General features: G+C 73.1%; 19 protein-coding genes and 1 riboswitch. Of the genes, 13 read left to right on the top strand and 6 right to left on the bottom strand.

The annotated features are described in order from the left end of the window. Nucleotides 1–38 precede the first annotated feature (38 nt). Nucleotides 39–521 (bottom strand): NUDIX domain-containing protein, encoded by a 483-nt coding sequence (locus ABZ493_RS03700; protein ID WP_430580828.1) that lies wholly within the window; start codon nt 519–521, stop codon nt 39–41. A 244-nt stretch (nt 522–765) separates the two neighbouring features. Here ABZ493_RS03700 and ABZ493_RS03695 point away from each other — a divergent pair, with 244 nt between their 5' ends. Beyond that, the gene (locus tag ABZ493_RS03695) at nt 766–2022 is read left to right on the top strand and encodes an acyl-CoA dehydrogenase family protein (RefSeq protein ID WP_430580827.1); all 1257 of its coding nucleotides are present in this window, start codon (nt 766–768) and stop codon (nt 2020–2022) included. Nucleotides 2023–2290: 268 nt separating this feature from the next. Here ABZ493_RS03695 and ABZ493_RS03690 read toward each other — a convergent pair whose 3' ends face one another. The 5 genes from ABZ493_RS03690 to ABZ493_RS03670 form a co-directional block, all read right to left on the bottom strand. Next, nucleotides 2291–2986 (bottom strand): GPP34 family phosphoprotein, encoded by a 696-nt coding sequence (locus ABZ493_RS03690; RefSeq protein WP_430580826.1) that lies wholly within the window; start codon nt 2984–2986, stop codon nt 2291–2293. A 127-nt stretch (nt 2987–3113) separates the two neighbouring features. After that, entirely contained in the window at nt 3114–3827 is a 714-nt protein-coding gene (gene pnuC / locus ABZ493_RS03685; protein WP_430580825.1) for a nicotinamide riboside transporter PnuC, read from the bottom strand. Nucleotides 3828–3951: 124 nt separating this feature from the next. Further along, a riboswitch (FMN riboswitch) is annotated at nt 3952–4095 on the bottom strand. 77 nt (nt 4096–4172) lie between these two features. Beyond that, complete coding sequence (locus ABZ493_RS03680) at nt 4173–5000, bottom strand: TetR family transcriptional regulator (protein ID WP_430580824.1); 828 nt, start codon at nt 4998–5000, stop codon at nt 4173–4175. Between the two features lie 10 nt (nt 5001–5010). Then, entirely contained in the window at nt 5011–6189 is a 1179-nt protein-coding gene (locus tag ABZ493_RS03675) for a class I SAM-dependent methyltransferase (protein ID WP_430580823.1), read from the bottom strand. Nucleotides 6190–6311: 122 nt separating this feature from the next. After that, on the bottom strand, nt 6312–6551 hold the full coding sequence (locus ABZ493_RS03670; RefSeq protein ID WP_430580822.1) for a hypothetical protein: 240 nt from the start codon (nt 6549–6551) through the stop codon (nt 6312–6314). A 65-nt stretch (nt 6552–6616) separates the two neighbouring features. Between ABZ493_RS03670 and ABZ493_RS03665 the strand changes: the two genes are divergently transcribed. The 12 genes from ABZ493_RS03665 (at nt 6617) to ABZ493_RS03610 (ending at nt 21898) form a co-directional block, all read left to right on the top strand. Further along, on the top strand, nt 6617–7273 hold the full coding sequence (locus ABZ493_RS03665) for a disulfide bond formation protein DsbA (protein ID WP_430580821.1): 657 nt from the start codon (nt 6617–6619) through the stop codon (nt 7271–7273). Nucleotides 7274–7317: 44 nt separating this feature from the next. Continuing rightward, on the top strand, nt 7318–8241 hold the full coding sequence (locus tag ABZ493_RS03660) for an LLM class F420-dependent oxidoreductase (RefSeq protein WP_430580820.1): 924 nt from the start codon (nt 7318–7320) through the stop codon (nt 8239–8241). 279 nt (nt 8242–8520) lie between these two features. Then, nucleotides 8521–10218: a glycosyltransferase gene (locus ABZ493_RS03655; RefSeq protein WP_430580819.1), complete on the top strand. Its 1698-nt coding sequence runs from the start codon at nt 8521–8523 to the stop codon at nt 10216–10218. After that, entirely contained in the window at nt 10215–10946 is a 732-nt protein-coding gene (locus ABZ493_RS03650) for an HlyD family secretion protein (RefSeq protein ID WP_430580818.1), read from the top strand. Before ABZ493_RS03655 ends, ABZ493_RS03650 begins: the two co-directional genes overlap by 4 nt. Nucleotides 10947–11035: 89 nt before the next feature. Further along, nucleotides 11036–13105: a glycosyl hydrolase gene (locus ABZ493_RS03645; RefSeq protein ID WP_430580817.1), complete on the top strand. Its 2070-nt coding sequence runs from the start codon at nt 11036–11038 to the stop codon at nt 13103–13105. Nucleotides 13106–13541: 436 nt separating this feature from the next. Further along, nucleotides 13542–14231 carry a DUF624 domain-containing protein gene (locus tag ABZ493_RS03640; protein ID WP_430580816.1) on the top strand — a complete coding sequence of 230 codons (690 nt, stop codon included), beginning with the start codon at nt 13542–13544 and terminating at the stop codon, nt 14229–14231. Between the two features lie 32 nt (nt 14232–14263). Further along, entirely contained in the window at nt 14264–15811 is a 1548-nt protein-coding gene (locus tag ABZ493_RS03635) for an extracellular solute-binding protein (RefSeq protein WP_430580815.1), read from the top strand. A 65-nt stretch (nt 15812–15876) separates the two neighbouring features. Beyond that, a complete protein-coding gene (locus tag ABZ493_RS03630) occupies nt 15877–16851 on the top strand; it encodes an ABC transporter permease (protein ID WP_429766572.1) in 975 nt (324 codons plus the stop codon). Continuing rightward, on the top strand, nt 16851–17807 hold the full coding sequence (locus ABZ493_RS03625) for a carbohydrate ABC transporter permease (protein WP_430580814.1): 957 nt from the start codon (nt 16851–16853) through the stop codon (nt 17805–17807). The genes ABZ493_RS03630 and ABZ493_RS03625 overlap by 1 nt, the downstream gene beginning before the upstream one ends. 1 nt (nt 17808) lies before the next feature. Then, nucleotides 17809–18522, top strand: coding sequence for a rhamnogalacturonan acetylesterase (locus tag ABZ493_RS03620; RefSeq protein ID WP_430580813.1), 714 nt, complete (start codon nt 17809–17811; stop codon nt 18520–18522). Then, nucleotides 18519–19196 carry a DUF1961 family protein gene (locus tag ABZ493_RS03615; protein WP_430580812.1) on the top strand — a complete coding sequence of 226 codons (678 nt, stop codon included), beginning with the start codon at nt 18519–18521 and terminating at the stop codon, nt 19194–19196. Before ABZ493_RS03620 ends, ABZ493_RS03615 begins: the two co-directional genes overlap by 4 nt. Next, nucleotides 19193–21898: a Tat pathway signal sequence domain protein gene (locus ABZ493_RS03610; RefSeq protein ID WP_430580811.1), complete on the top strand. Its 2706-nt coding sequence runs from the start codon at nt 19193–19195 to the stop codon at nt 21896–21898. Before ABZ493_RS03615 ends, ABZ493_RS03610 begins: the two co-directional genes overlap by 4 nt. Nucleotides 21899–21990: the final 92 nt, after the last annotated feature.

Below are 21990 nucleotides of genomic sequence, written 5' to 3'. Positions count from 1 at the left end.
TGCGCGAGGTAGTACCGGGCCCGGCGAGGTAGTACGGGTCAGCGGCCGAGCGCGGACTCCAGCCGGTCGACGAGCGCGGCCTGGGCGCTGACGACGAGGCGGCGGGCGTCGTCGGGGGAGATCCAGGCGACCCGGTCGATCTCGGGCACCTCGATCCGCTTCCCCGATCGAGGCGGCCACTCGATCTCGACGGTGTTGCTGCGGACCTGGTCCAGGTCCGGCCCCGGCGGGGGCCACTCGCGCGCCCAGGCGAGGACGCGCTTCCCGGACCGCTGCCGCACCTCGCCGAGGTCGACGTCGGGGGACGACGGCGCGGGGAGCGGCAGCCCGAGCTCCTCCGCCGCCTCGCGCAGCGCCGCGGCGTGCGGCTCCTCGTCCGGCTCGAGCTCGCCCTTGAGCACCGTCCACGCGCCCTCGTCCTTGCGCGCCCAGAACGGGCCGCCCATGTGCCCGAGCAGCACCTCGAGGCCGCCGTCGTCCGTGGTGCGGTAGAGCAGGAGGCCCGCGCTGGTCGTCGCCATGGTCACAGTGTGACCCGGGGCCGCCTCGCCGGTGCGGCACTACCTCGCCGCGAGCTGTACTACCTCACCGCGAGTTGTACTACCTCGGCATAGACGCTGAGACGGAGTATCGCTTGACGTGAGACCCGGTCGCGGGTGACGATGAGGACAGACCGGCGCCGACCACCACCAGCCTCGGACGGCGCCGGTCCTCACTCCTCACCGGGCCCGGAACGCCGGACCCCCGCGCAGAGAGAGGTCGTCGATGACCCGCAGCTCCTCCCGTGATGTCCCCGTCATGCCCGGCGTGACCGCCCCCGACTACGACGTGTCGCAGCCGCTGGACCTCGACTACGTCGGCGCCTTCGCCGACGTGACGCCCGAGGAGCGCGCCCACCAGCTCGCCGTGCGCGAGTTCGTGCAGGAGGACGTGCTGCCCGTCATCGACGGCTACTGGGAGCGCGCCGAGGTGCCGTTCGACCTCGTGAAGAAGCTGGCCGAGCGCGACTTCCTGCGCGACGGCGTCGACGTCGACGGCCGCCCGAAGATCTCGTTCATGGCCGAGGGCCTGGCCAGCATGGAGATGTCGCGGGGCGACGGCTCCGTCGCCACCATCTGCGGTGTCCAGGGCGGGCTCGCGCTGCGCTCGATCGTCATGCACGGCTCGCCCGAGCAGGTCGCCACCTACGCCGAGCCCATGGCGCGCGGGGAGATCCTCGGCGCGTTCGCGCTCACCGAGCCCACCCACGGCTCGGACTCCGTTTCGCTCGAGACGACGGCCCGCAAGGAGACGCGTGACGGCGTCGAGGGCTACGTCATCAGCGGCGAGAAGAAGTGGATCGGCTTCGGCTCCTGCGGCGACATCACCGTCGTCTGGGCCCGTCTGGTCGGCGACGACGGCGACAACCAGGTGCACGGGTTCATCGTCCCGCAGGACGCTCCCGGCTACACCGGCACGACGATCGAGGGCAAGCTCTCGCTGCGCGCGATCTGGCAGGCGCACATCGTGCTCGACGACGTCTTCGTCCCCGCGAGCGCCGCGCTGCCCGGCGCCACGTCGTTCAAGGCGACCGCCGCCGTCCTCTTCGCCACCCGCCTCGCCGTCGCCTGGTCCGCCGTCGGGCACGCCGTCGCCTGCTACGAGGCGGCCGTGGCGTACGCGAAGCAGCGGATCCAGTTCGGCAAGCCGCTCGCCGCGAAGCAGATGGTCCAGGAGCGCCTGACGCACATGCTGTCGCTGGTCACGCAGATGCAGCTGCTCGTCGCCCAGACGACGCGACTCGCCGACGCCGGGCAGCTCTCCGGCGAGCAGGCGTCGCTCGCGAAGTACACGACGACGCGCCAGGCCCGCGAGGTGGCGTCGATCGCCCGGGACATGCTCGGCGGCAACGGCATCCTGCTCGGCAACCGCGTCGCCCGGCACTTCGCCGACGTCGAGGCGCTGCACACCTACGAGGGCACCGAGTCGATGCAGGCGCTCATCGTCGGTCGTGACATCACGGGGGTCTCCGCGTTCGCCTGACCGGCGCCTCGTCCCGCAGGCCCCCGTCTCTCACCAGGAGAGACGGGGGCCTGACGCTTTCTCGGGCCGGTGCGACGTGGTCGGCACATCCGCGAGCTTCTGGCCGTGTCCGCCTCGGCGTCGCCGGAACCCCGAGCGCTTCGTCGACGCCACGAACGACACGCTCTGAGCGGTCACGGTCCCAGGTCGACGGTGACGACGCGCTCGCGGGAGCGTCGTCCCGGACCACGGGCGCCGCGTGTCGCACCAGGGTGCTCCGCCCGCCGCGTCAGCCGGACGTCGCTGTCGCGGAGGCCGTCACGGCGACCATGACGGCTGCCATGACCGCAGCCTGCATCTCGTCCACCGCCTTCTTCACGGCGGCGCTCGCCCAGCTCCCCGCGGCGAGGTCCTTGGCGCGGGCCTCCGCCTGCCGCCGGTGCTCGGGGGCGACGAGGCCGCGCACCAGCGGCGTGCCGCTCGCCGTCGCGAGGAGGGCAGCGGTACGCGCGTCGGGGGCGCGGACGCCCAGCAGCACCTCACGGCAGGTCGCGCGCAGCTGTGTCTCGTGGGTGGCGTCGGCGGCGGGCCACGACGTCGTCGGGAAGATCCAGAGCACCGTCCCGTCCTCGCGCCGCAGGATCCCGCGCGCCGCGAGCCCGGCCAGCAGGTTGTCCCGCAGGCCCTTGGCCAGCGGCGCGACCAGGCCCTTCGGCGCGCGCGCCCGGGTCCGCACGAGCGCCAGCGCGTGGTCGAGCGCGGGGTGCCCCGTCGGGGACGCGTCACGCACGACGACCCTGCCGGCCCCCACCGGGCGGCCGTCCAGGTCTGTGCCCGCCGACGACGTGACGTCCACCCGGCCGGACAGGGCGAGCTCGACGAGCAGCGCCCCCGCCAGCCGGTAGTCGAGCTGGGTCCGCTCGAGGCGCGGGCGCCCCGACGCGTCGTCGTACGCGAGCAGCAGCAGGTCCTCGGCGATGATCACCCGTCGATCCTCGCGGACCCACGGCCCTGGGGCCAGGGCGGACCGCCGACGACTCACGGCGGCAGTTCGCGTTCGGCGCGGCAGTTCGAACTGCCGCGCCGAACCTGAACTGCCGCGCCGAGCGGGGTCAGGGGGCGACGGCGGCCGTCGTCGCGCCGGCCTGCTCCCGCCGGTGCACACGCCACCACACGAAGAAGCCGATCAGGGTGAACGCGCCGTAGAACACGTACATCAGGGCTGTGGCGTAGTACTCCGCCGACCAGAGCAGGGGCACGCCCACGACGTCGACGGCGACCCAGACCAGCCAGAACTCGACCCACCCCTTCGCCATGCCGTAGGTGGCGACGAGGGAGCCCATGAAGATCCAGGCGTCCGACCACACGGGCTCGTACGAGCCGAGGGCGCGGAACAGCGGCGTGAGCAGCAGGGTGCCGCCCACCATGACGACGACGATCCCCACGCGGGCCCGCCAGGACGCCCAGTGCGGGTGTACCGCGGCGCCGCCTTCGGCCGGGATCTTCCCGTCGGCGCGCACCTCGAGGTCGGCGCGCTGCGTGCGGCGCCACTGCACCCAGCCGTAGATCGACACGATGAGGAACATGACCTGGCGGCCGGCCTGGCCGAGCATGTCCGCGCGTCCGGTGTCGCCGAACCAGGAGCCCATGAACACGGTGAACAGCACCAGGTTGCCGACGATGCCGACGGGCCACGCCCAGACCTTGCGGCGCATGCCGCCGAGCGCGGAGGCGAGGCCGAAGCCGTTGCCGACGATCTCGCGCCAGAGCATCGACTGGTCGCCGATGGTCAGCGTGGCGTGGAAGAACGCGTCGATCGCGTCCATCGTTCACTCTCCCGGTCCGAGGTGCGGCGTCCGGGGTGAGGGGTCGGCGCTCGCCGGGCACGACCACGAGGGCCGTCGCCGGCGACACGACGCCCGGCGGCACCCGCCCTGTCGGGCGCGTGCCGCACGTGCTTCCTCCCATCCGGACTTTGACCGTCGGCCCTGGAATCTCACCAGGTCAACCGGCCTCGCTCTGCGGACAGAGGACGAGACCGGGTCGCGGGCTGTCACCGCCGGCTCGGAATTTCACCGACCCCGGAGCACGTACGTGCGTGTCTTGCCGCCGCCGGAGGTCCCGGCGGCGTCCTGCACAACTCAGGATGCCACAGCGGCATTCCCGCTCGTTCAGGCCAGCGCGTCGCGGACCGCCCGCGCGACGTCGTCCGGCCCCGCGCCGGGCTCCAGCACCGTGACCACCACGCGCCGCCCGTCACCTCCCGTCGTGACCGTCCGGGCCTCGTCGCCGGCCGCGATGTCGGACGGGGCGTCGGCGACGTCGTCGGAGGAGGACGACGGCGTCGTGGGCTCGTCGTCGGGGTGCGGGAAGGGGGCCACGGCGGCGCGCCGGAGGTCGGCGAACGCCTCCTCCAGCTCGGGCCGCAGGTCGAGGTGGGGGTTGCGCAGCCAGCGGCGCAGGATCGCGTTGTGCACCGCGACGACGGACGCGGCGAACGCGATCGACATCGTCGTGGTGGACCGGTCCGGCGGCAGGGTGTCGCGCAGGTAGGCGGTGAAGGCGCGCTCGTAGCGGTGCGTCGTGACCAGCTCGCGGTCGCGCAGCGCGGGCACCTGCTGCAGCAGCTGGTGGCGGGCGATGGACGTCTCGCGCTGCCCGACGTGGTGGTCGAAGACGAGCCGGGCCGCCCGGCAGACCTCGAGGTACGGGTCGGTGGTGGGGTCCCACGCCCGCTCGGGCGCGCGGCCCGACTCCTCGCTCGCCCGCGCCTCGGGGCGGGTCTCCGCGAGCATGACCACGACCTCCTCCAGCAGCAGCTCGTGGTCGGCGAAGACCACGTCCTCCTTGGAGCGGAAGCGGCGGAAGAACGTCGCACGGCTGACGCGGGCTGCGTCGGCGATCTCCTCGACGGTGGTCTGCTCGTAGCCCTGCCGCGAGAAGAGGTCGATCGCTGCGTCGACGGCCTGGGCGTGGGTGTGCGTCCGGACGGCGGTCATGCCAGGGAGATTACTCCGGCACCGCCGGTCGTCCCCGCTGCGTCCGCTCGTCCGTGGACCCCAGCAGCAACCGGTAGAACCGGAAGAAGCCGAAGTCGTCCACCGGCAGCACCTCGACGCCGGCGTAGCCCGCGGCCCGCGCGTAGCGCCGCAGCGTGGCCGGCCGCATCACCGTGCCCGTGCCGGCCGACGGGCTCGTGGACAGGCCGTCCGGCAGGCACACGAACAGGCTGTAGCCGTACATGATCCGGTCGACGTCGTCGGCCGGGGCACGGAACTCGTCGGCGACGGCCTCGTCCATGACCACCACCACGCCGTCCGGCCGCATCGCGCGGCGCACCCCCTCGAGCACGGCGACCGGGCGCGGCATGTCGTGCACGCACTCGAAGGCGAACGCCGCGTCGTAGGGCTGGGCGACGGCGAGCTCCGCGGCGTCCGCGAGGTGGAAGAAGGCCCGCCGTTCGAGCCCGGCCTCCGCGGCGGCCGCCCGTGCGGCGGCCACGGACGGACGGTCGACGTCGACGCCGTGGACCTCGGCGAGCGGGTACGCCTCGGCGAGGGCGAGCGTCGACCAGCCGAAGCCGCAGCCGACGTCGACCACGCGGGCCCCGGGCCGGGAGAGCGCCTCGTGGACGGCGGGCAGCGCCGCGAGCGTCGGTGCCAGGCGGCGCTCGAACCATGGGCGGTTGACGTCGGACTGCGCCTGGCGGGCGTCGTCGCCGAGCTGGTCCCACGACACCCCGCCGCCGTCCCGGTACGACTCGAGCAGGCGGGGCAGCTGCGGCCCGATCGCGCCGACGAACCGGGCCAGGGGCGCCAGGTACGACAGCGAGGACGTGTCGGTCAGCACCTCCGCGTGAGCCGCGGGCAGCGCGTAGAGGCGGGTCCGGGCGACCCCCTGCGGGTCCGCGTCGAGCGCGGGTGCTGCGCCGGCGTCCTCCGCGACGAGGACGCCGGAGGCAGCCTGCTGCTCCAGCCACTCGCGCGCGTACCGCTCGGCCGTGCCGGTGGCCTCCGCGAGCGCCGTGGACGTCAAGGGGCCGGACGACGCGAGCGCCTGGTACCAGCCGAGCCGGTCGCCCACGTGCACGGCCAGGACGTCGATGGCGCCGAGCGTGGCGGCGAACAGCCGGTCGGCGAACGCGTCGGCCGAGTGGGCGCTGTCGGTGGTGCCGGTCGGGTCGGTCATGGCGGCACCTCCGTGCCGTGGCCCGGACGTGCGAGCCCCGCGGCGTCGTCGGGAGGCGGCGCCCGTCTCGACGCTAGCCCGTGGGAGTCCGGCGCGTCGACGCCCCGGGCGGGTGATCCGCGTCAGCCGCGACGTCGTCCACGGCGGTCGTCCGGCTCTCCGCGGCGGCGCTCGTCGAAGCCCGCCTCGGCGGGGCGCCGGGCGCGCTGCAGGTACCGGATCTCACGGATCGCGACCCCGGCGGCGAGGAAGAACGGGATCCACGCCCAGACCCTGCCGCGCAGCACCACCCACAGCATGGCGAGCGCGACGACGCACGCCCCGACCACGGTCCACACGCTCGCCCACCGCACCTTGCGCACGGGCCGAGGCTACCGCTGCCGCTTCCTGCGGAACACGTGCTCCCGGCATGGGTAGGGTGGCGGTCGTGACTTCCGGGACCGCCATCGTGCCTGAGACCACCACCGCCGCCACCACGACCGTCCCCGTCGTGGACGTCTACGTCGACCCGCTGTGTCCCTTCGCGTGGATCACGTCGCGCTGGGCGCTCGAGGTGGCGGAGCACCGGGACGTGGAGCTCACGTTCCGGCTGATGAGCCTGTACCTGCTGAACAAGGACCGGGACATCCCGGCGGACTACCGGGCGAAGATCGAGGCGTCGCGCGGCATCGGCCGCGTCGCCGCGGCGGTGCAGACCGAGCACGGCCCCGAGGCGTTCAGCGCCTTCTACACCGCGGCCGGCACGCGCATCCACCCCGGCGGCCGCCGGGACGACCTCGACGCCGTCGCCGTGGAGGCGCTGGCCGAGGCGGGCCTGCCCGCGTCGCTGGCCGACGCCGCGACGTCCGACGCCTACGACGCCGCCCTCGCCGTCTCGCACGAGGAGGGCATGAAGCCGGTGGGGGAGGACGTCGGCACCCCGACGATCCACGTCGACGGCGTGGCGTTCTTCGGCCCGGTCCTCACGCGCATCCCGCGCGGCGAGGACGCCGTGCGGATCTTCGACGGCGCCGTCGCGCTCGCGTCGTTCCCGGACTTCTTCGAGCTCAAGCGGTCGCGCACCAGCTCGCCGTCGTTCGACTGACCCGCGCTCCCCGACAGCGCTCCCGCACCATCCGAGAGGCACCCATGACCCTCGACCTGCGTGTCTTCACCGAGCCCCAGCAGGGCGCGTCCTACGACGACCTGCTCGCCGTCGCGAAGGCGACCGAGGACCTCGGCTTCAGCGCGTTCTTCCGCTCCGACCACTACCTGACGATGGGCGGCGACGGCCTGCCGGGCCCCACCGACGCGTGGACGACGCTGGCCGGCCTGGCCCGCGACACGTCGACCGTGCGCCTGGGCACGCTCGTCACGTCGGCCACGTTCCGGCACCCGGGCGTGCTCGCGATCCAGGTGGCGCAGGTGGACCAGATGTCCGGCGGACGTGTCGAGATCGGCCTGGGCGCCGGCTGGTTCGCGCGCGAGCACGAGGCGTACGGCATCCCGTTCCCGGCCAAGCGGTTCGGGCTCCTGGAGGAGCAGCTGGAGATCCTCACCGGGCTGTGGGGCACCCCCGTCGGCGGGTCGTACTCGTTCGAGGGCGAGCACTACACGCTCGTCGACTCCCCGGCGCTGCCCAAGCCGGCGCAGGCGAAGATCCCCGTCATCGTGGGCGGCGGCGGCCCGAGGCGCACGCCCGCGCTGGCCGCCCGGTTCGGCGACGAGTACAACCAGGCGTTCCCCGAGCTGGACACGGTCGCGCCGCGCATCGGCGTCATCAACGAGGCGCTGGCCCAGGCGGGCCGCACCCCGGACTCGATCGTGCAGTCCGTCGCCCTGGTGCTCGCGGTGGGCAAGGACGAGGCGGAGTTCGCGCGACGTGCGGCGGCGATCGGCCGCGAGCCGGCCGAGCTGCGCGAGCACGGCGTCGCCGGCACGGTCTCCGAGGCCGTCGACCTGCTCGGCTCCCTGCGCGACCAGGGCATCCAGCGCGTGTACCTGCAGGTGCTCGACCTGCACGACCTCGACCACCTGGACCTGGTGGCGCGCGAGGTGGCGACGCAGCTCTGAGCGGACGAGCGAGCCGGTGACCTGCGGCGACAGTCGGCCAGGGCGACGGTCTCGCCAGGCGGACTCACCTCGCCGAACCCGTGACATCGGGGCGCTCCGGGGTTAGGTTCGCGACAGACGACGAGGTGGCCCGCTCTCCGGAGCGGGTCACCTCGACTCGTTCCAGGGCTCACGACGCGCCCGCTGCAGGCCTGCAGGACTGCCACGACGACGCCGTCGCACGGACGCCGCCGTCCACGCTCCCCGCCGCACGACCGCGCCCCGCCCGGAGGACACGCCATGTCCGTCTCCGAGTTCGACCGTCTCGTCGTCACCCCGCGCCGCACCGAGCACGTCCGGTCGCGCCCCCACGGCCAGCTCCGCTCAGAGCCGTCGCGCCCCACCGCCCCGCCGAGGGGCGAGAACGCCGCCTCGCGGTCGCCGTCGCTCGCCCTGATCATGCTGCTCGCGACGCTCGGCGTCGTGGCCTACGCCGTCTTCCTGCTCAACCCCGCCAACCGCGGGGACGCGCTGCCGTACGTCATGGTGATCACGGCCGAGACCATCCTCGTCGTGCAGGCGCTCCTCGCGATGTGGACCGTGCTCTCCAGCGGCTACGACCCGCGCGGCTTCTCCTTCCACCACGCGCAGGACCGCCTGTTCGACCTGCCCGAGATCGTGCGGGACGAGGCCGAGGACGACCCCACGCGCTGGACCCTGTACCTGCACGACAGACCGGTGACCGTCGACGTCTTCATCACGACGTACGGCGAGAGCCTCGACACGATCGCGCGCACGGTGCGCGCCGCCGTCGCCCTGCGCGGCCGGCACCGCACCTGGGTGCTCGACGACGGCCGCTCCGACGACGTGCGCGACCTGGCCGCCACCCTCGGCGCGCGCTACGTGCGCCGGCTGTCGAGCCACGGCGCCAAGGCCGGCAACGTCAACCACGCGCTGACGATCGCCAAGGGTGACTTCTTCGTCATCCTCGACGCCGACTTCGTCGCCAGGCCGGAGCTGCTGGTCGAGACGGTCCCGTTCTTCGTGTCCGACGACGTCGCCTTCGTGCAGACGCCGCAGGCGTACGGGAACCTCGACAACCTCATCTCGCGCGGCGCCGGCTACATGCAGGCCGTGTTCTACCGCTTCGTGCAGCCCGGCCGGAACCGCTTCAACGCGGCCTTCTGCGTGGGCACCAACGTGATCTTCCGCCGGGCGGCGGTCGACGACATCGGCGGCATGTACACGGACTCCAAGTCGGAGGACGTGTGGACGTCGCTCCTGCTGCACGAGCGGGGCTGGCGCACCGTCTACATCCCGACCGTCCTCGCCGTCGGCGACACCCCCGAGACCGTCGAGGCGTACACCAAGCAGCAGCTGCGCTGGGCCACCGGTGGCTTCGAGATCATGCTCCAGCGCAACCCGCTGAGCCCGCGGCGGCGCCTCACGCTCGACCAGCGCCTGCAGTACACGGTCACGGCCACGCACTACCTGTCGGGCATCGCGCCCCTGGTGCTGCTGCTGGTGCCGCCGCTGCAGATCTACCTGGACCTCACGCCGATGGACCTCACGATCTCGCCGAGCACCTGGTTGCTGTACTACCTGGGCTTCTACGGGATGCAGATCGCGATCGCGTTCTTCACCCTCGGGTCGTTCCGGTGGGAGGTGCTGATGCTCGCGTCGGTGTCGTTCCCGATCTACACCAGGGCCCTGTGGAACGCCCTCACCGGCAAGGAGCAGGCCTGGCACGTCACCGGCCGCGCCGGCCGGGCCGAGTCACCGTTCAACTTCATGCTGCCGCAGGTGCTGTGCTTCGCGTTCCTCCTGCTGACGTCAGCCGTCGGCGTCTGGAAGGAGTGGGGCGACGACCCGCTGCCCAGCCTGGCGCTGGCCTGGAACCTCACCAACACGGTCATCCTCGGTGCGTTCGTCGTCACCGCGCTGCGCGAGTCGCGCCGCGCACGCGCCGCCGTCCCGTCCCTCGGAGGTGCCGTATGACCTGGACCAACCGCCTGCGCCTCGTGGGAGGCCTGCTCGGCGTGGTGCTGCTGTGCGCCGTGCTCACCCTGGTCATGAACCGTCGCGAGGCGCAGGCCACGTCGTCGGCCGCGACCATCGCCGCCGAGACGCTCGACGTCGGCACCGACTACGCCGGCACGGTGGCCGAGGCGCTCGTCGAGGAGGGGGACGAGGTGCGCGCCGGCGACCCCCTGCTGGTGCTGCGCAGCCTCACGCTCCAGCACGACCTGGCCGTCGGCCTCGTCAGCCGGGAGGGCGGCGCCTACGAGGTGGCCGACGACGGCACGATGACCGTGGTCGCCCCCGCCGACGGCGTCGTCACCGACGTGGCCGTGGCCCAGGGGGCGTTCGCGCAGTCGGGGGAGGTGCTCGCCACCGTCGAGCGCCAGGGCTCGCTGTTCGTCGACGCGAGGCTGGTGCTCGACCCGGCCGACTTCGCCCGCATCCGCGACGGCGCCACGGTCACGGTGGTGCTGCCCAACCAGACCGAGGTCGGCGGGGTCGTCGAGGCGGTGGCCGTGCAGAACACGAAGAACCAGGCGGAGGCGACCGTGACGGTCTCCAGCGCCGGCCTGGTGCGCGGCGCCGAGCACGGGCTCGTCATGGCCGGCACCCCGGTCACCGCCGTGATCGAGCTGCACGACGACGGCCCGCTCGCCGGCGTGGACGCCTCGTTCAGCCAGTTCCTGCGCCGGGTGGGCCTGTGAGGCCGCCCGGGCGGGCCCGCTCCGGGCCGGGGGCGTGGACGAGGCGCGTGCCGGCGCCGGTCCGCGGTGCGCCGGCGGCGGTCCTGGCCGTGACTCTGGCGCTGTCGGGCTGCGGCGTCCTCGGCGGGACGGCACCCGCCGGGGAGGACGCCGCGGCCCCCGCCGACGCCCCCGCGCCGGAGGAGAGCCTCGCGGCGCCCGACGTCGACCTGTCGCTGCTGCCCCGGGAGCAGGTCGCGGCCACGCCGACGACGCGACTCGTCGACGGCCTGGCCCCGCCCACCAACCGGTGGTTCTCCAGCCTGGCGCTCGGCGACTCGCCGCAACCCGTGTTCCCGATGCCGCTCGCGGTCGCGCTGACCGGGGGCGGGTTCGCCTACGGGCTGCCGCAGGTGCAGGTGACCGGGACCTCGATCCTGGGCCCGTTCGACCCGCAGGTGGGCGCGGACGTCGGCGCCGCGTCGGCGGTGGTGTCGGCGTACGACGTCGCGTCCGTGACGGTCGAGCTGCGCGACGGCGCCGGCGCGGCGCTCGGGCACCTGCGGATCGTGGAGGGATCTCCCGTGCTGCGGTACACGGCGGCGACGGACCACGACGTCGCGATGACCGAGGCGTTCACCGTCGCGGACGGTCGCGCGTCGACCGAGGTGCTCGACCGCGAGCACGTCCTCGTCGGTCCGGGCGGCGCCGACGACCCCGGCGCGGGGCTCTCCGGCGACGGGCGCGTCCTCACGCTCGCCGCGGGCGAGTCCGTCGCGTGGTTCCCGGTGCCGGACGGGGCGTCGGGTGCCGCGGTGGGCACCCTGGTCGAGGCGGCCTCGCGGCCCGTGACCGAGGTGACCGCCGCGTACGGCGCGGGGGAGGACGGCGTGAGCACCGCGCTGACCTACGCGACCGCGGACGGCGGGCCGACCGCCGTCGTCCGCATGCCGCACCAGGCGGACTCCACGGGGGCCGCCTGCGACCTCGGCACGTACGCGACCGTGCACGGCACGGTCGACGTGTGCACGGCGTCGACCCTCGGCTGGTCGAGCCCGGCCGTCGAGCCGGCCGGCCGGCTCGACCTGTCGGTCCTGGACGACGACGCGCGCGCCGAGCTCGCCGACCAGGTGCGCGCCGACGCTGCCGCCGTCGAGGCGGGGACGCTGGAGGCGCCGTCCGACACGTACTTCGGCGGCAAGGCCCTGGCCCGGGACGCCACCCTGCTCACCCTCGCCGACGGTCTCGGGCTGGAGGACGTGGCCGGGCCGCTGCGGTCGGGGCTCGAGGAACGGCTCCGGGAGTGGGCCGAGCCCGACGGCTGCGCGCGCCGCGCCGAGCGCTGCTTCGTGCACGACCCGGTGCTGGCGACCGTGGTCGGGAAGGTGCCGGGATTCGGCTCGGAGGAGGCCAACGACCACCACTTCCACTACGGGTACTTCCTGTACGCGGCGGGGGTGGTGGCGGCCGACGACCCGGCGCTCGCCGCCGACCTCGCGCCCGTGCTGGACCTGCTCGCCGCGGACATCGCCTCGGGCACCGGGGTGGGCGGGATGCCCGCGCTGCGCGTGTTCGACGTCTACGCCGGCCACTCGTGGGCGTCCGGGTACGCGCCGTTCGCCGACGGCAACAACCAGGAGTCGGCGTCCGAGGCCGTCTCGGCCTGGAACGGGCTGGCCCTGTGGGCGCAGGCGACAGGGGACGCCGGGCTCGAGGAGCAGGCGCGGTGGATGCTCGGCGCGGAGGCCGCCTCGGCGCGCGCCTACTGGACCGACTTCGACCGGGACGACCCCGCCGTGGAAGGCTTCGGCCACCAGGTGACGTCGCTCGTGTGGGGCGGCAAGCGGGACTGGGCCACGTGGTTCAGCGCCGAGCCGAGCGCGATGCTCGGGATCCTCGTGCTGCCGGCCCAGCCGGTCGCGACCTACCTCGGCGGGGACCCGGACCGCATCCGCGCCAACCTCGACGAGGCGCTCGCGGGTCCGCGCGAGGACCCCGCGTCGTGGGACGTGATGTTCGGCGACCAGCTGCTCGTGTACGCCGCGCTGGCCGGGCCGGAGGACGCCGCCGCGGCGCTCGACGTGGCCCGCGACCTGCCCGACGAGCGCATCGACGACGGGAACACCCGTGCCTACCTCCTGGCCTGGCTCCTGGCGCACGCCTCCCGACCGCCGAGGTAGTCCCGAACCTCCGCGAGGTAGTCGGATCCATGGCGAGATAGTCCCTGGGGCCGGCGAGGTAGTCGGATCCTTCCGAGGTAGTCCTGGGGCCCGCGAGGTAGTCGGATCCTTCCCGAGGTAGTCCTGGGGCCCGCGAGGTAGTCGGATCCTTCCCGAGGTAGTTCTGGCCACGGCGTCCTCGCGGAGGTCTCGAACTACCTCGGCGAGTTCTTAACTACCTCGGCGTGATCGTGACTACCTCGGCGGGTTCTGGACTACCTCGGCGCGATCGTGACCTCAACGTTGCAGACGCATGTTGACGGGTGAAGTCCCGAGCCCTACGGTGAATCCATTCAACGCGGGGAATCGCTTTCCCGCACCGGGTCGGCGACGCCGCCCTCCCGGAGGCTGACCGGGCCCACACGTGCCCGGACATCGACGGAGATGGGACCGGGCCATGGCACACGAGGGCACCGCACGCGCCGGCGTCGCGACCGCGCCGGTGGGCCCCCGCGACGGCGGCGCCCGGCTCGACCGGTGGTTCGGCTGGGTCGACACCCTCGCGTTCCTGGGCCTGGTCAACCTCCTGATCCTCGTGGGCACTCTCGCCGGGGGCGTGGTGCTCGGCGTCGCGCCCGCGCTGGCGGCGGCGACCGTCGTCAGCCGCACGCGGCTGCGGGGCGACACCCAGCGCGCCGCGCGTGTCTTCGTCAGCGCCTGGGCCTCCGGCTTCGGCCGCGCCAACCTCCTCGCGGCGCCCGGCCTGCTGGCCGTCGCCCTCACCGGCACGAGCCTCCTGGTGCTCGACGACGCCCCGACGGTGCTGCGGGTCGCCCTCGCCGTCGTCGCCGGCCTCGGCGTGGTGCACCTGCTGCTCGCGCTGACCATGGACGCCCACTACGACCTGCGCCGCGGCGACGTGCCGCGCCTGGCCTGGTCGTTCCTGCTGCGCTTCCCCGGCGCGCCCCTCCTGCTCGCGGCGACGACGGCGCTGGTCGGCGTCGTCACCGCGTTCGTGCCCGGCCTCCTGCCCGTCGTCTCGATCGGCGCGTGGGCGTACCTGTGCACGGCCCTCTGCCTGTCCTTCTACGCCGCCAACGACCGCCACCTCGGCGATCCGGCGGCCACCGACCCCCTCGACGAGTGAACGACGACGTGCACTCCCACGAAAGGAACACCATGCGCACACGACGGCTGGCTCCCCTGGCCCTCCTCGCGGTCGGGAGCCTCGCGCTCACGGCCTGCGGCAGCGGCGGCTCCGGCGACGGCGGCGACGGCGGTGGCGGCGAGGCGCTCGACTCGCTCTCGATCATGGCGCCGTACTTCTCGACGACGCCGCCGGCGGACGACGACCCGGTGGGCGCGAAGCTCTCCGAGCTGGCGGGCCTGGACCTCGACATGCAGTGGGTGCCGAACGCCGAGTACGGCGACCGCACCAACGTGGTGCTCGCCGGCGACGAGATCCCCGATGTCATGGTGATCCAGCAGAAGAGCCAGGGCTTCGTGCAGACGGCGGAGGCCGGCGGGTTCTGGGACCTCACCGAGTACCTGGCGTCCGGTGACTACCCGAACCTCGTCACGGAGAACCCCGACGTCCAGCAGGCCTCGAGCGTCAACGGCAAGGTCTACGGCGTGTACCGGGCCCGCGACGTCGTGCGCACGTCCATCACCATCCGCAAGGACTGGCTGAAGAACCTCGGCCTCGAGGAGCCCACGAACACCGACGAGCTCATGGCGCTCGCCAAGGCGTTCACCGAGGACGACCCCGACGGCAACGGCAAGGACGACACCTACGGGATGATCATCCCCGCCTGGGGTGCGTCGATCGGCACGGGCAGCCCCTACGACGCCATCGAGACCTGGTTCGGCGCGGGCAACGTGTGGAAGGACGAGGGCGGCAAGCTGATCCCGTCGTTCACCACCCCGGAGTGGAAGCAGGCGCTGGACTACGAGAAGCAGCTCATCGACAACGGCTACGTCAACAAGGACTACGCCACGATGGACGGCTCCACGCAGTGGAACGAGCCGTTCCTCAACGGCAAGGGCGGCATCATCATCGACGTCCAGTCGCGCGCGTCGCAGCTGGCGGGCCTGTTCAAGGACAAGGACCCGAAGACGTACGACCAGTTCGTCGCGCTCCAGGGCAACATCGCCGGGCCGAACGGCGACTTCGCGCTCCCGACGCCGGGCTACAGCGGCTTCCTCGCCGTGCCGAAGGCGTCGGTGCAGACGGAGGAGCAGCTCAAGCAGGTGCTCACCGCGCTGAACGAGCTGAGCAGCACCGAGGGCCAGATCCTCGAGAACAACGGCATCGAGGGCGACAACTTCACGGTCGAGGACGGCTTCGTGGTCAACGACGAGTCGAAGCAGGACTACACGGACCTGGTCAGCGGCTCGTGGGCCCAGATCGGCACCAACGTGGCCGGCTACGAGGCCTACAAGCCGAAGCCGGAGACGGAGTACGACGCCGAGCTCGAGAAGGAGCGCGCGGACCTGCAGGCCAAGGACCTCGAGAAGGCGGTCTTCAACCCCGGGGCGGCGCTCGTCTCCGAGACGTACATGACCAACGGCGTGCAGCTGGACCAGGTCATCGCCGACGCCCGCATCCAGTACATCAGCGGGCAGATCGACGAGGCGGGGCTCGACGCGGCGATCGCGCAGTGGAAGTCCAGCGGCGGTGACGCGGTCACGGCCGAGATGAACGAGCTCTACGGCCAGCTCGGCTGATCCCCTCCGGTGCGGGGCCGGGCCTCGGTGCCCGGCCCCGCACCCCGTCCGAGAAGGAGGCTGCGATGACCGCCGTCGTCGACGTCGAGCAGGCCGGCACGCCCGCGCCCGCCGCCCCTCCCGCGCCCCGCCGGCCGCACCGCGGCTGGGCCCGGGTGGTGCGCTACCGGTGGCTGCTGGTGATGATGCTGCCGGGCATCCTGTACTTCCTGCTGTTCCGCATCTGGCCGATGTGGGGCGCGCAGATCGCGTTCAAGAACTACGTGCCGTTCCTGGGGATCCAGGGCTCGGAGTGGGTGGGCTGGCACCACTTCCAGGAGTTCTTCTCCAACCCCGACTTCCCGCGGCTGCTGGGCAACACGCTGATCCTGGCGGCCCTGAGCCTGTTCGTCGCGTTCCCGTTGACGATCGTGCTGGCGCTGCTGCTCAACGAGGTCCGCCTGTCGGTGCTCAAGCGCACCGTGCAGACGCTGGTCTACATCCCGCACTTCCTGTCCTGGACCGTGGTGGTGTCGCTGACCGCGCTGCTGTTCGCGATCGGCACGGGCCCGCTGTCGTCCTTCCTGGACGGGCTCACGGGCACGGAGACGAACTACCTGGCCGACCCGGACTGGTTCCGCCCGCTGATCCTGCTGCAGACGATCTGGAAGTCCACCGGGTGGGGCACGATCATCTTCCTCGCCGCGCTGGCCAGCGTGGACCAGGAGCAGTACGAGGCCGCCGTGATCGACGGCGCGGGTCGTTGGCAGCGCACCTGGCACATCACGCTGCCCGCCATCCGGCCGACGATCATCGTGATGCTCATCCTGCAGACCGGCGAGATCCTCAACACCGGGTTCGAGCAGATCTACCTGATGTCGAACGCCCTGAACCGCACGGTCGCGGACGTGTTCGACACGTACGTGTACTTCACCGGCATCCAGCAGGGCGCGTACTCCTACTCCACCGCGGTGGGCCTGTCGAAGGCGATCGTCGGGCTGGTGCTGATCTTCGGCACCAACTGGCTCGCCAAGCGCTTCAACCAGCAGGGGATCTTCTGATGGCCACGACCCAGACCACCGGGACCGTCGTACCCACGCCCACGTCGTCGCCCCGCGCCCGGCGGGCCTCGAAGCCGTCCACCCAGCACCAGCGGTTCAACACCCGCGCGGGTCGGGCGTTCGACGTCGTCAACGTCGTCATGCTCGTCGCTGTCGGACTGCTCGCGCTGCTGCCGTTCCTGTACGTGCTGGCCGGGTCGTTCGCGACCGAGCTGGAGATCACCACGCGGCCGTTCTTCCTGTGGCCCCGTGAGTTCACGACCGACTCCTACGCCTCGATCCTGTCCTCGGACGCGTTCGTGCGGGCGTTCGTCACGACCGTCGTCGTGACCCTGGTCGGCACGCTCGTCCAGCTCGCCCTCACGGCGCTGATGGCCTACCCGCTGTCGAAGGTCGACCTGCCCGGGCGGCGCACCATCATGACCGTCGTCGTGTTCACGATGGTGTTCTCCGCGGGCATGATCCCCACGTTCCTGGTGGTCAAGCAGCTCGGCCTGCTCGACACGTACTGGGCGCTGATCCTGCCGATGGCGATCAACCCGTTCAGCCTGATCATCATCAAGAACTTCTTCCAGCAGCTGCCGCAGGAGCTGGAGGAGTCCGCCAAGATCGACGGCGCGCACGAGCTGCAGATCCTGCGCCACGTCGTGATCCCGCTGTCCAAGCCGGTGCTCGCGACGTTCGCGCTGTTCTACGCCGTCGGCATCTGGAACGACTACATGTCCCCGCTGCTGTACCTGAACGACCAGGACATGTGGACCCTGCAGATGTTCCTGCGGCAGGTCACCGCGTCGGCGTCGCTGTCCGCGCAGGACATGGGCGCCGAGCTGCCCCCGCCCGCGCAGGGCATCAAGTTCGCGGTGGTCATCGTGGCCACCATCCCCGTGCTGCTGGCCTACCCGTTCCTCCAGAAGCACTTCGCCAAGGGCATGCTGATCGGGAGCGTGAAGGGCTGACATGACGATCCACCTCGCGGGCGACTCGACCGTCGCCCCCACCGACGACGGCCGCACCTCGGGGTACCCGCAGGTCCCCCTGCTGGGCTGGGGCGACGAGCTGGCCCCGTTCACGGACGACGTCGTGCGCAACCACGCGATCGGCGGGGCCACCACGGCGTCGTTCCGGGCCGAGGGGCGCTGGGAGAAGCTGCTCGCCGAGCTGCGGCCCGGCGACACGGTGGTGATCCAGTTCGGCCACAACGACCAGAAGGAGCCGGACGAGCTCGCCGCCGAGGGCGGGTACACGGACCGGCTCGCGCAGTTCGTCGCGGAGGCGCGCGCGAACGGGGCCCGGCCGGTGCTGGCCACCAGCGTCGAGCGCCGCCTCTACGACGGCGCCGGCGACGACGCCGCCCTGCGCTGGTCGCACGGGCCGTACCCCGCCGCGGTCCGGGCCCTCGGGCACGATCTCGACGTGCCGGTGCTCGACCTCACCGCGTTCACCCGCTGGCTGTACGGGTGGCTGGGCCGCGACGCGTCGGCGGCGCTCTTCCCGCACGGCGCCGCCGCGGCGGCGGGCCTGCCCGTCGACGATTCGCTGGCCAAGGACAACACCCACTTCACGACGGCGGGGGCGCGCGCGGTCGCGCGCTACGTCGGCGAAGCCCTGGCGTCCCTCGACGGCGCGCACGACGCCGATGAGCCGCTCGGGGCGTGGGTGATGCAGCCGTGACGACGTCCCTGGTGGAGGGGACCTACCGCAACGCCCTGGCCGCACCCGGCGACCTCGCCGGGTGGGTCGCGGAGGGCCCGGTGGGCGTCGAGCACCGCGACGACGGCCTGGTGCTGCGCAGCACGGCGGACGAGGCCGCGCTCGTGGCCGACGGCCGCGGGGACCACGCGCACTTCACCTACTGGTGCCCGGAGGTGTTCCCGGCGGACGTCGAGGTCGCGTGGGACTTCCGGCCGCTCGCCGGCGACGGGCTCGCGATGCTGTTCTTCGCCGCGACCGGCACCGAGGGGCGCGACCTCTTCGACCCGTCGCTCGCCGAGCGCACCGGGTACTACCCGCAGTACCACTCGGGCGACGTGTCGACGCTCCACGTGTCCTACCTGCGCCGCAAGTGGGCGTCCGAGAAGCGGTTCCGCACCTGCAACCTGCGCAAGAGCCCCGGCTTCCGGCTCGTCGCGCAGGGCGCCGACCCGCTGCCCGGCCCCGAGGACGCCGACGGGCACTACCGCGTGCGCGTCACCAAGCGCGGCGCGGACGTCGCCTTCGCGATCGACGACCTCACCCTCTTCACGTTCCACGACGACGCGCCGCTGGGCGCCGGCCGGATCGGCTTCCGGCAGATGGCCCCGCTCGTCGCCCACTACCGCAACCTCGAGGTGACCCCGCTGTCATGACCACCGCCACCGCCGTCCACCCTGCCGATCCCGCCGACGCCCCGCGGGCGGTCGACGTCCCGCTGCGCTGGCTCGACGACGTCGCGCCGGACCTCACGGTCGGCGGTGTCACCTGCGGCGTCCCGTTCCGCCCGGGCGTGGTGCGCGACGCCGCGGCGCTCGCCGTCGTGGACGCCTGGGGCCGCGCCGTCCCCGCGCAGACGTGGCCCCTCGCGACCTGGCCCGACGGCAGCGTGAAGTGGTCCGGCGTCGCGCTGGGGGCGGCGACGCCGCCCAGCGCGGCGTACCGCGTGGTCGCCGACCCGGAGGACGCGCAGGACGGCGCGCAGGACGGAGCAGGGCCCGCGGTCACGGTGACGGAGCACGCCGACGAGGTCGTCGTGGACACGGGCGCGTGCACGGTCGTGGTGGGGCGCTCCGGGCCGGACGTCCTGCGGTCGGTGCGGGTCGGGGGCGTCGAGGTGGCGCGCGCCGGCCGGCTGGTGTCCAGCCGCCAGGACCGGCCCGAGCCCGACCACCGGGCGCGGCGCGAGTCCGTGGGCGTGGTGCGCGACGTCGTCGTGGAGCAGGCCGGCCCGGTGCGCGCCGTCGTGCGGGTGAGCGGCGTGCACCGGGACGTCGACCGGGCCCACGAGGACGGCGCGCCCGCCTGGCTGCCGTTCGCGCTGCGGCTGGTGCTCGCGGCCGGGGCGCCGACGTTCCGGCTCGTGCACTCGTTCGTGTGGGACGGCGACCCCGAGCGCGACTTCCTCTCGTCGCTCGGCCTGCGCTTCGACGTCCCGCTGCGCGCCGCGGCGTACGACCGGCACGTGCGCCTCGCGGGGGCCGATGGCGGCCTGGTGCGCGAGGCGGTGCAGGGCGTGACCGGGCTGCGCCGGGACCCGGGCGAGGAGGTGCGCGCGGCCCAGGTGGCGGGCCGCGCCACCCCGCCGCTCGCCGAGTGGGACGAGCGCGTCTCCGGCCGGCTGCGCTGGGTGCCGACCTGGGAGTCCTGGTCGCTGCGGCAGCTGTCCGCGAACGGTTTCACCGTGCACAAGCGCACGGCGCCGGACCGGCCGTGGATCGACGTCGCGCAGGGCACGCGGTCCGAGGGTCTGGGCTACCTGGGGGACACGGGCGGCGGCCTCGCCGTCGGGCTCACCGGGTTCTGGCAGTCGCACCCGACGGGGATCGACGTCGAGCGCGCGACGTCCGACGTCGGCTCCCTCACGACCTGGCTCTGGTCGCCCGACGCCCCGCCGATGGACCTGCGCTTCTACCACGACGGCCTCGGCCAGGACACGTACGACGACCAGCTCGACGCCCTCGAGATCACGTACGAGGACTACGAGCCCGGGTTCGGGAACGCGCACGGCATCGGCCGCACCCACGAGCTCACCGTCACCGCGTTCGGCGCGACCCCCGACGCCGACGCGCTCGCCCGCCTCGCCGCGGGCACCGCCGTCCGGCCCCAGCTCGTGCCGACGCCCGAGGCGCTGCATGCCGCCCACGTGCTCGGCGACTGGGACCTCGTGGACCGGGGCACGCCCGAGCGGGCGGTGCTCGAGGACCGGCTCGCCACCATGCTCGACTTCTACGTCGGCCAGGTGGACCAGCGGTCCTGGTACGGGTTCTGGAACTACGGCGACGTCATGCACGCCTACGACCCCGACCGGCACGTGTGGCGCTACGACGTGGGCGGCTACGCGTGGGACAACTCCGAGCTGTCCCCGGACCTGTGGCTGTGGACGTCGTTCCTGCGCACCGGCCGGGCCGACGTGTTCCGGCTCGCCGAGCGCATGACCCGGCACACGGGGGACGTGGACGTCTACCACGCGGGCCCCTGGCAGGGCCTGGGCAGCCGGCACAACGTGCAGCACTGGGGGTGCAGCGCCAAGCAGGTGCGCATCTCGACGCCGGCGTACCGGAGGCCGCACTACTTCCTCACCGGTGACGAGCACACCCGCGACCTCATGCTCGAGCTGCGCGACTCCGACCGGAACTTCCTCGGGCTCGACCCGACGCGCAAGGTGCGGCCCGACGCCGCCACCTACCGCCCGCGGCCCGAGGCCCTCGCCGTCGGGCTCGGCACCGACTGGAGCGCCCTGGCCGCCACGTGGCTCGCGGACTGGGAGGCGACGGGCAACGAGCGGTCGCGCGACCGGCTGGTCGGCACGATGACCGACATCGGCGCGCTGAAGCACGGCTTCTTCACGGGCGAGGCGCTGTACGACCTGGCCACCGGCCGGTTCGCCACCGACCGCGACCGCGTCACCGTCTCGCACCTGTCCGCCGTCTTCGGGCTGGTGGAGATCTGCTCGGAGCTCGTGTCGCTGGTCGACGCGGGCCTCGTCGACGCGCCCGGCTTCAAGGAGGCATGGCTGCAGTACTGCCGGCTGTACCTCGCGACGCCGGAGGAGCAGGAGGCCGAGCTCGGCGTCGCGCCCTCGGGCACGAACCTCGAGCAGGCGCACTCCCGCCTCGCCGCGTACGCGGCGGCGCACCTCGGTGAGGACGGCCTGGCCGAACTCGCGTGGCGCGCCTACTTCCGGGGCGGGGAGTTCATGGGGGAGGAGGCCTTCCACCCCGTGCCGGTGCTGCCGCCCGAGACCCTGGTGCGGATCGACGAGGCGCGGACGCTGTCCACGAACGACGCCGCCCAGTGCAGCCTCGCCACGATCCAGAACCTCGCGCTGGTGGGGCACCGGCTGCCGCGGGGGTGAACCGGGGGCGGTGCGGGGCCAGTACGCTGTGCGGCGGCAATCTTCACCGGACGTTCACGGGCGAGCGACAGCGGTGAGCACGGCGGCCCGCA

The organism is Isoptericola sp. NPDC019482 (assembly GCF_040632295.1).
Classification (GTDB): Bacteria; Actinomycetota; Actinomycetes; order Actinomycetales; family Cellulomonadaceae; genus Isoptericola.
The sequence above is the reverse complement of the archived record's forward strand: the minus strand, read 5'-3'. Positions and strand labels throughout refer to the sequence as shown.

Coding starts and splice junctions, on each gene's coding strand:
- ABZ493_RS03625 (WP_430580814.1), top strand. CDS start 16,851: ATGGCCACGACCCAGACCACCGGGACCGTCGTACCCACGCCCACGTCG.
- ABZ493_RS03630 (WP_429766572.1), top strand. CDS start 15,877: ATGACCGCCGTCGTCGACGTCGAGCAGGCCGGCACGCCCGCGCCCGCC.
- ABZ493_RS03640 (WP_430580816.1), top strand. CDS start 13,542: ATGGCACACGAGGGCACCGCACGCGCCGGCGTCGCGACCGCGCCGGTG.
- ABZ493_RS03680 (WP_430580824.1), bottom strand. CDS start 5,000: ATGACCGCCGTCCGGACGCACACCCACGCCCAGGCCGTCGACGCAGCG.
- ABZ493_RS03660 (WP_430580820.1), top strand. CDS start 7,318: ATGACCCTCGACCTGCGTGTCTTCACCGAGCCCCAGCAGGGCGCGTCC.
- pnuC (WP_430580825.1), bottom strand. CDS start 3,827: ATGGACGCGATCGACGCGTTCTTCCACGCCACGCTGACCATCGGCGAC.
- ABZ493_RS03620 (WP_430580813.1), top strand. CDS start 17,809: ATGACGATCCACCTCGCGGGCGACTCGACCGTCGCCCCCACCGACGAC.
- ABZ493_RS03650 (WP_430580818.1), top strand. CDS start 10,215: ATGACCTGGACCAACCGCCTGCGCCTCGTGGGAGGCCTGCTCGGCGTG.
- ABZ493_RS03610 (WP_430580811.1), top strand. CDS start 19,193: ATGACCACCGCCACCGCCGTCCACCCTGCCGATCCCGCCGACGCCCCG.
- ABZ493_RS03695 (WP_430580827.1), top strand. CDS start 766: ATGACCCGCAGCTCCTCCCGTGATGTCCCCGTCATGCCCGGCGTGACC.
- ABZ493_RS03675 (WP_430580823.1), bottom strand. CDS start 6,189: ATGACCGACCCGACCGGCACCACCGACAGCGCCCACTCGGCCGACGCG.
- ABZ493_RS03700 (WP_430580828.1), bottom strand. CDS start 521: ATGGCGACGACCAGCGCGGGCCTCCTGCTCTACCGCACCACGGACGAC.
- ABZ493_RS03655 (WP_430580819.1), top strand. CDS start 8,521: ATGTCCGTCTCCGAGTTCGACCGTCTCGTCGTCACCCCGCGCCGCACC.
- ABZ493_RS03635 (WP_430580815.1), top strand. CDS start 14,264: ATGCGCACACGACGGCTGGCTCCCCTGGCCCTCCTCGCGGTCGGGAGC.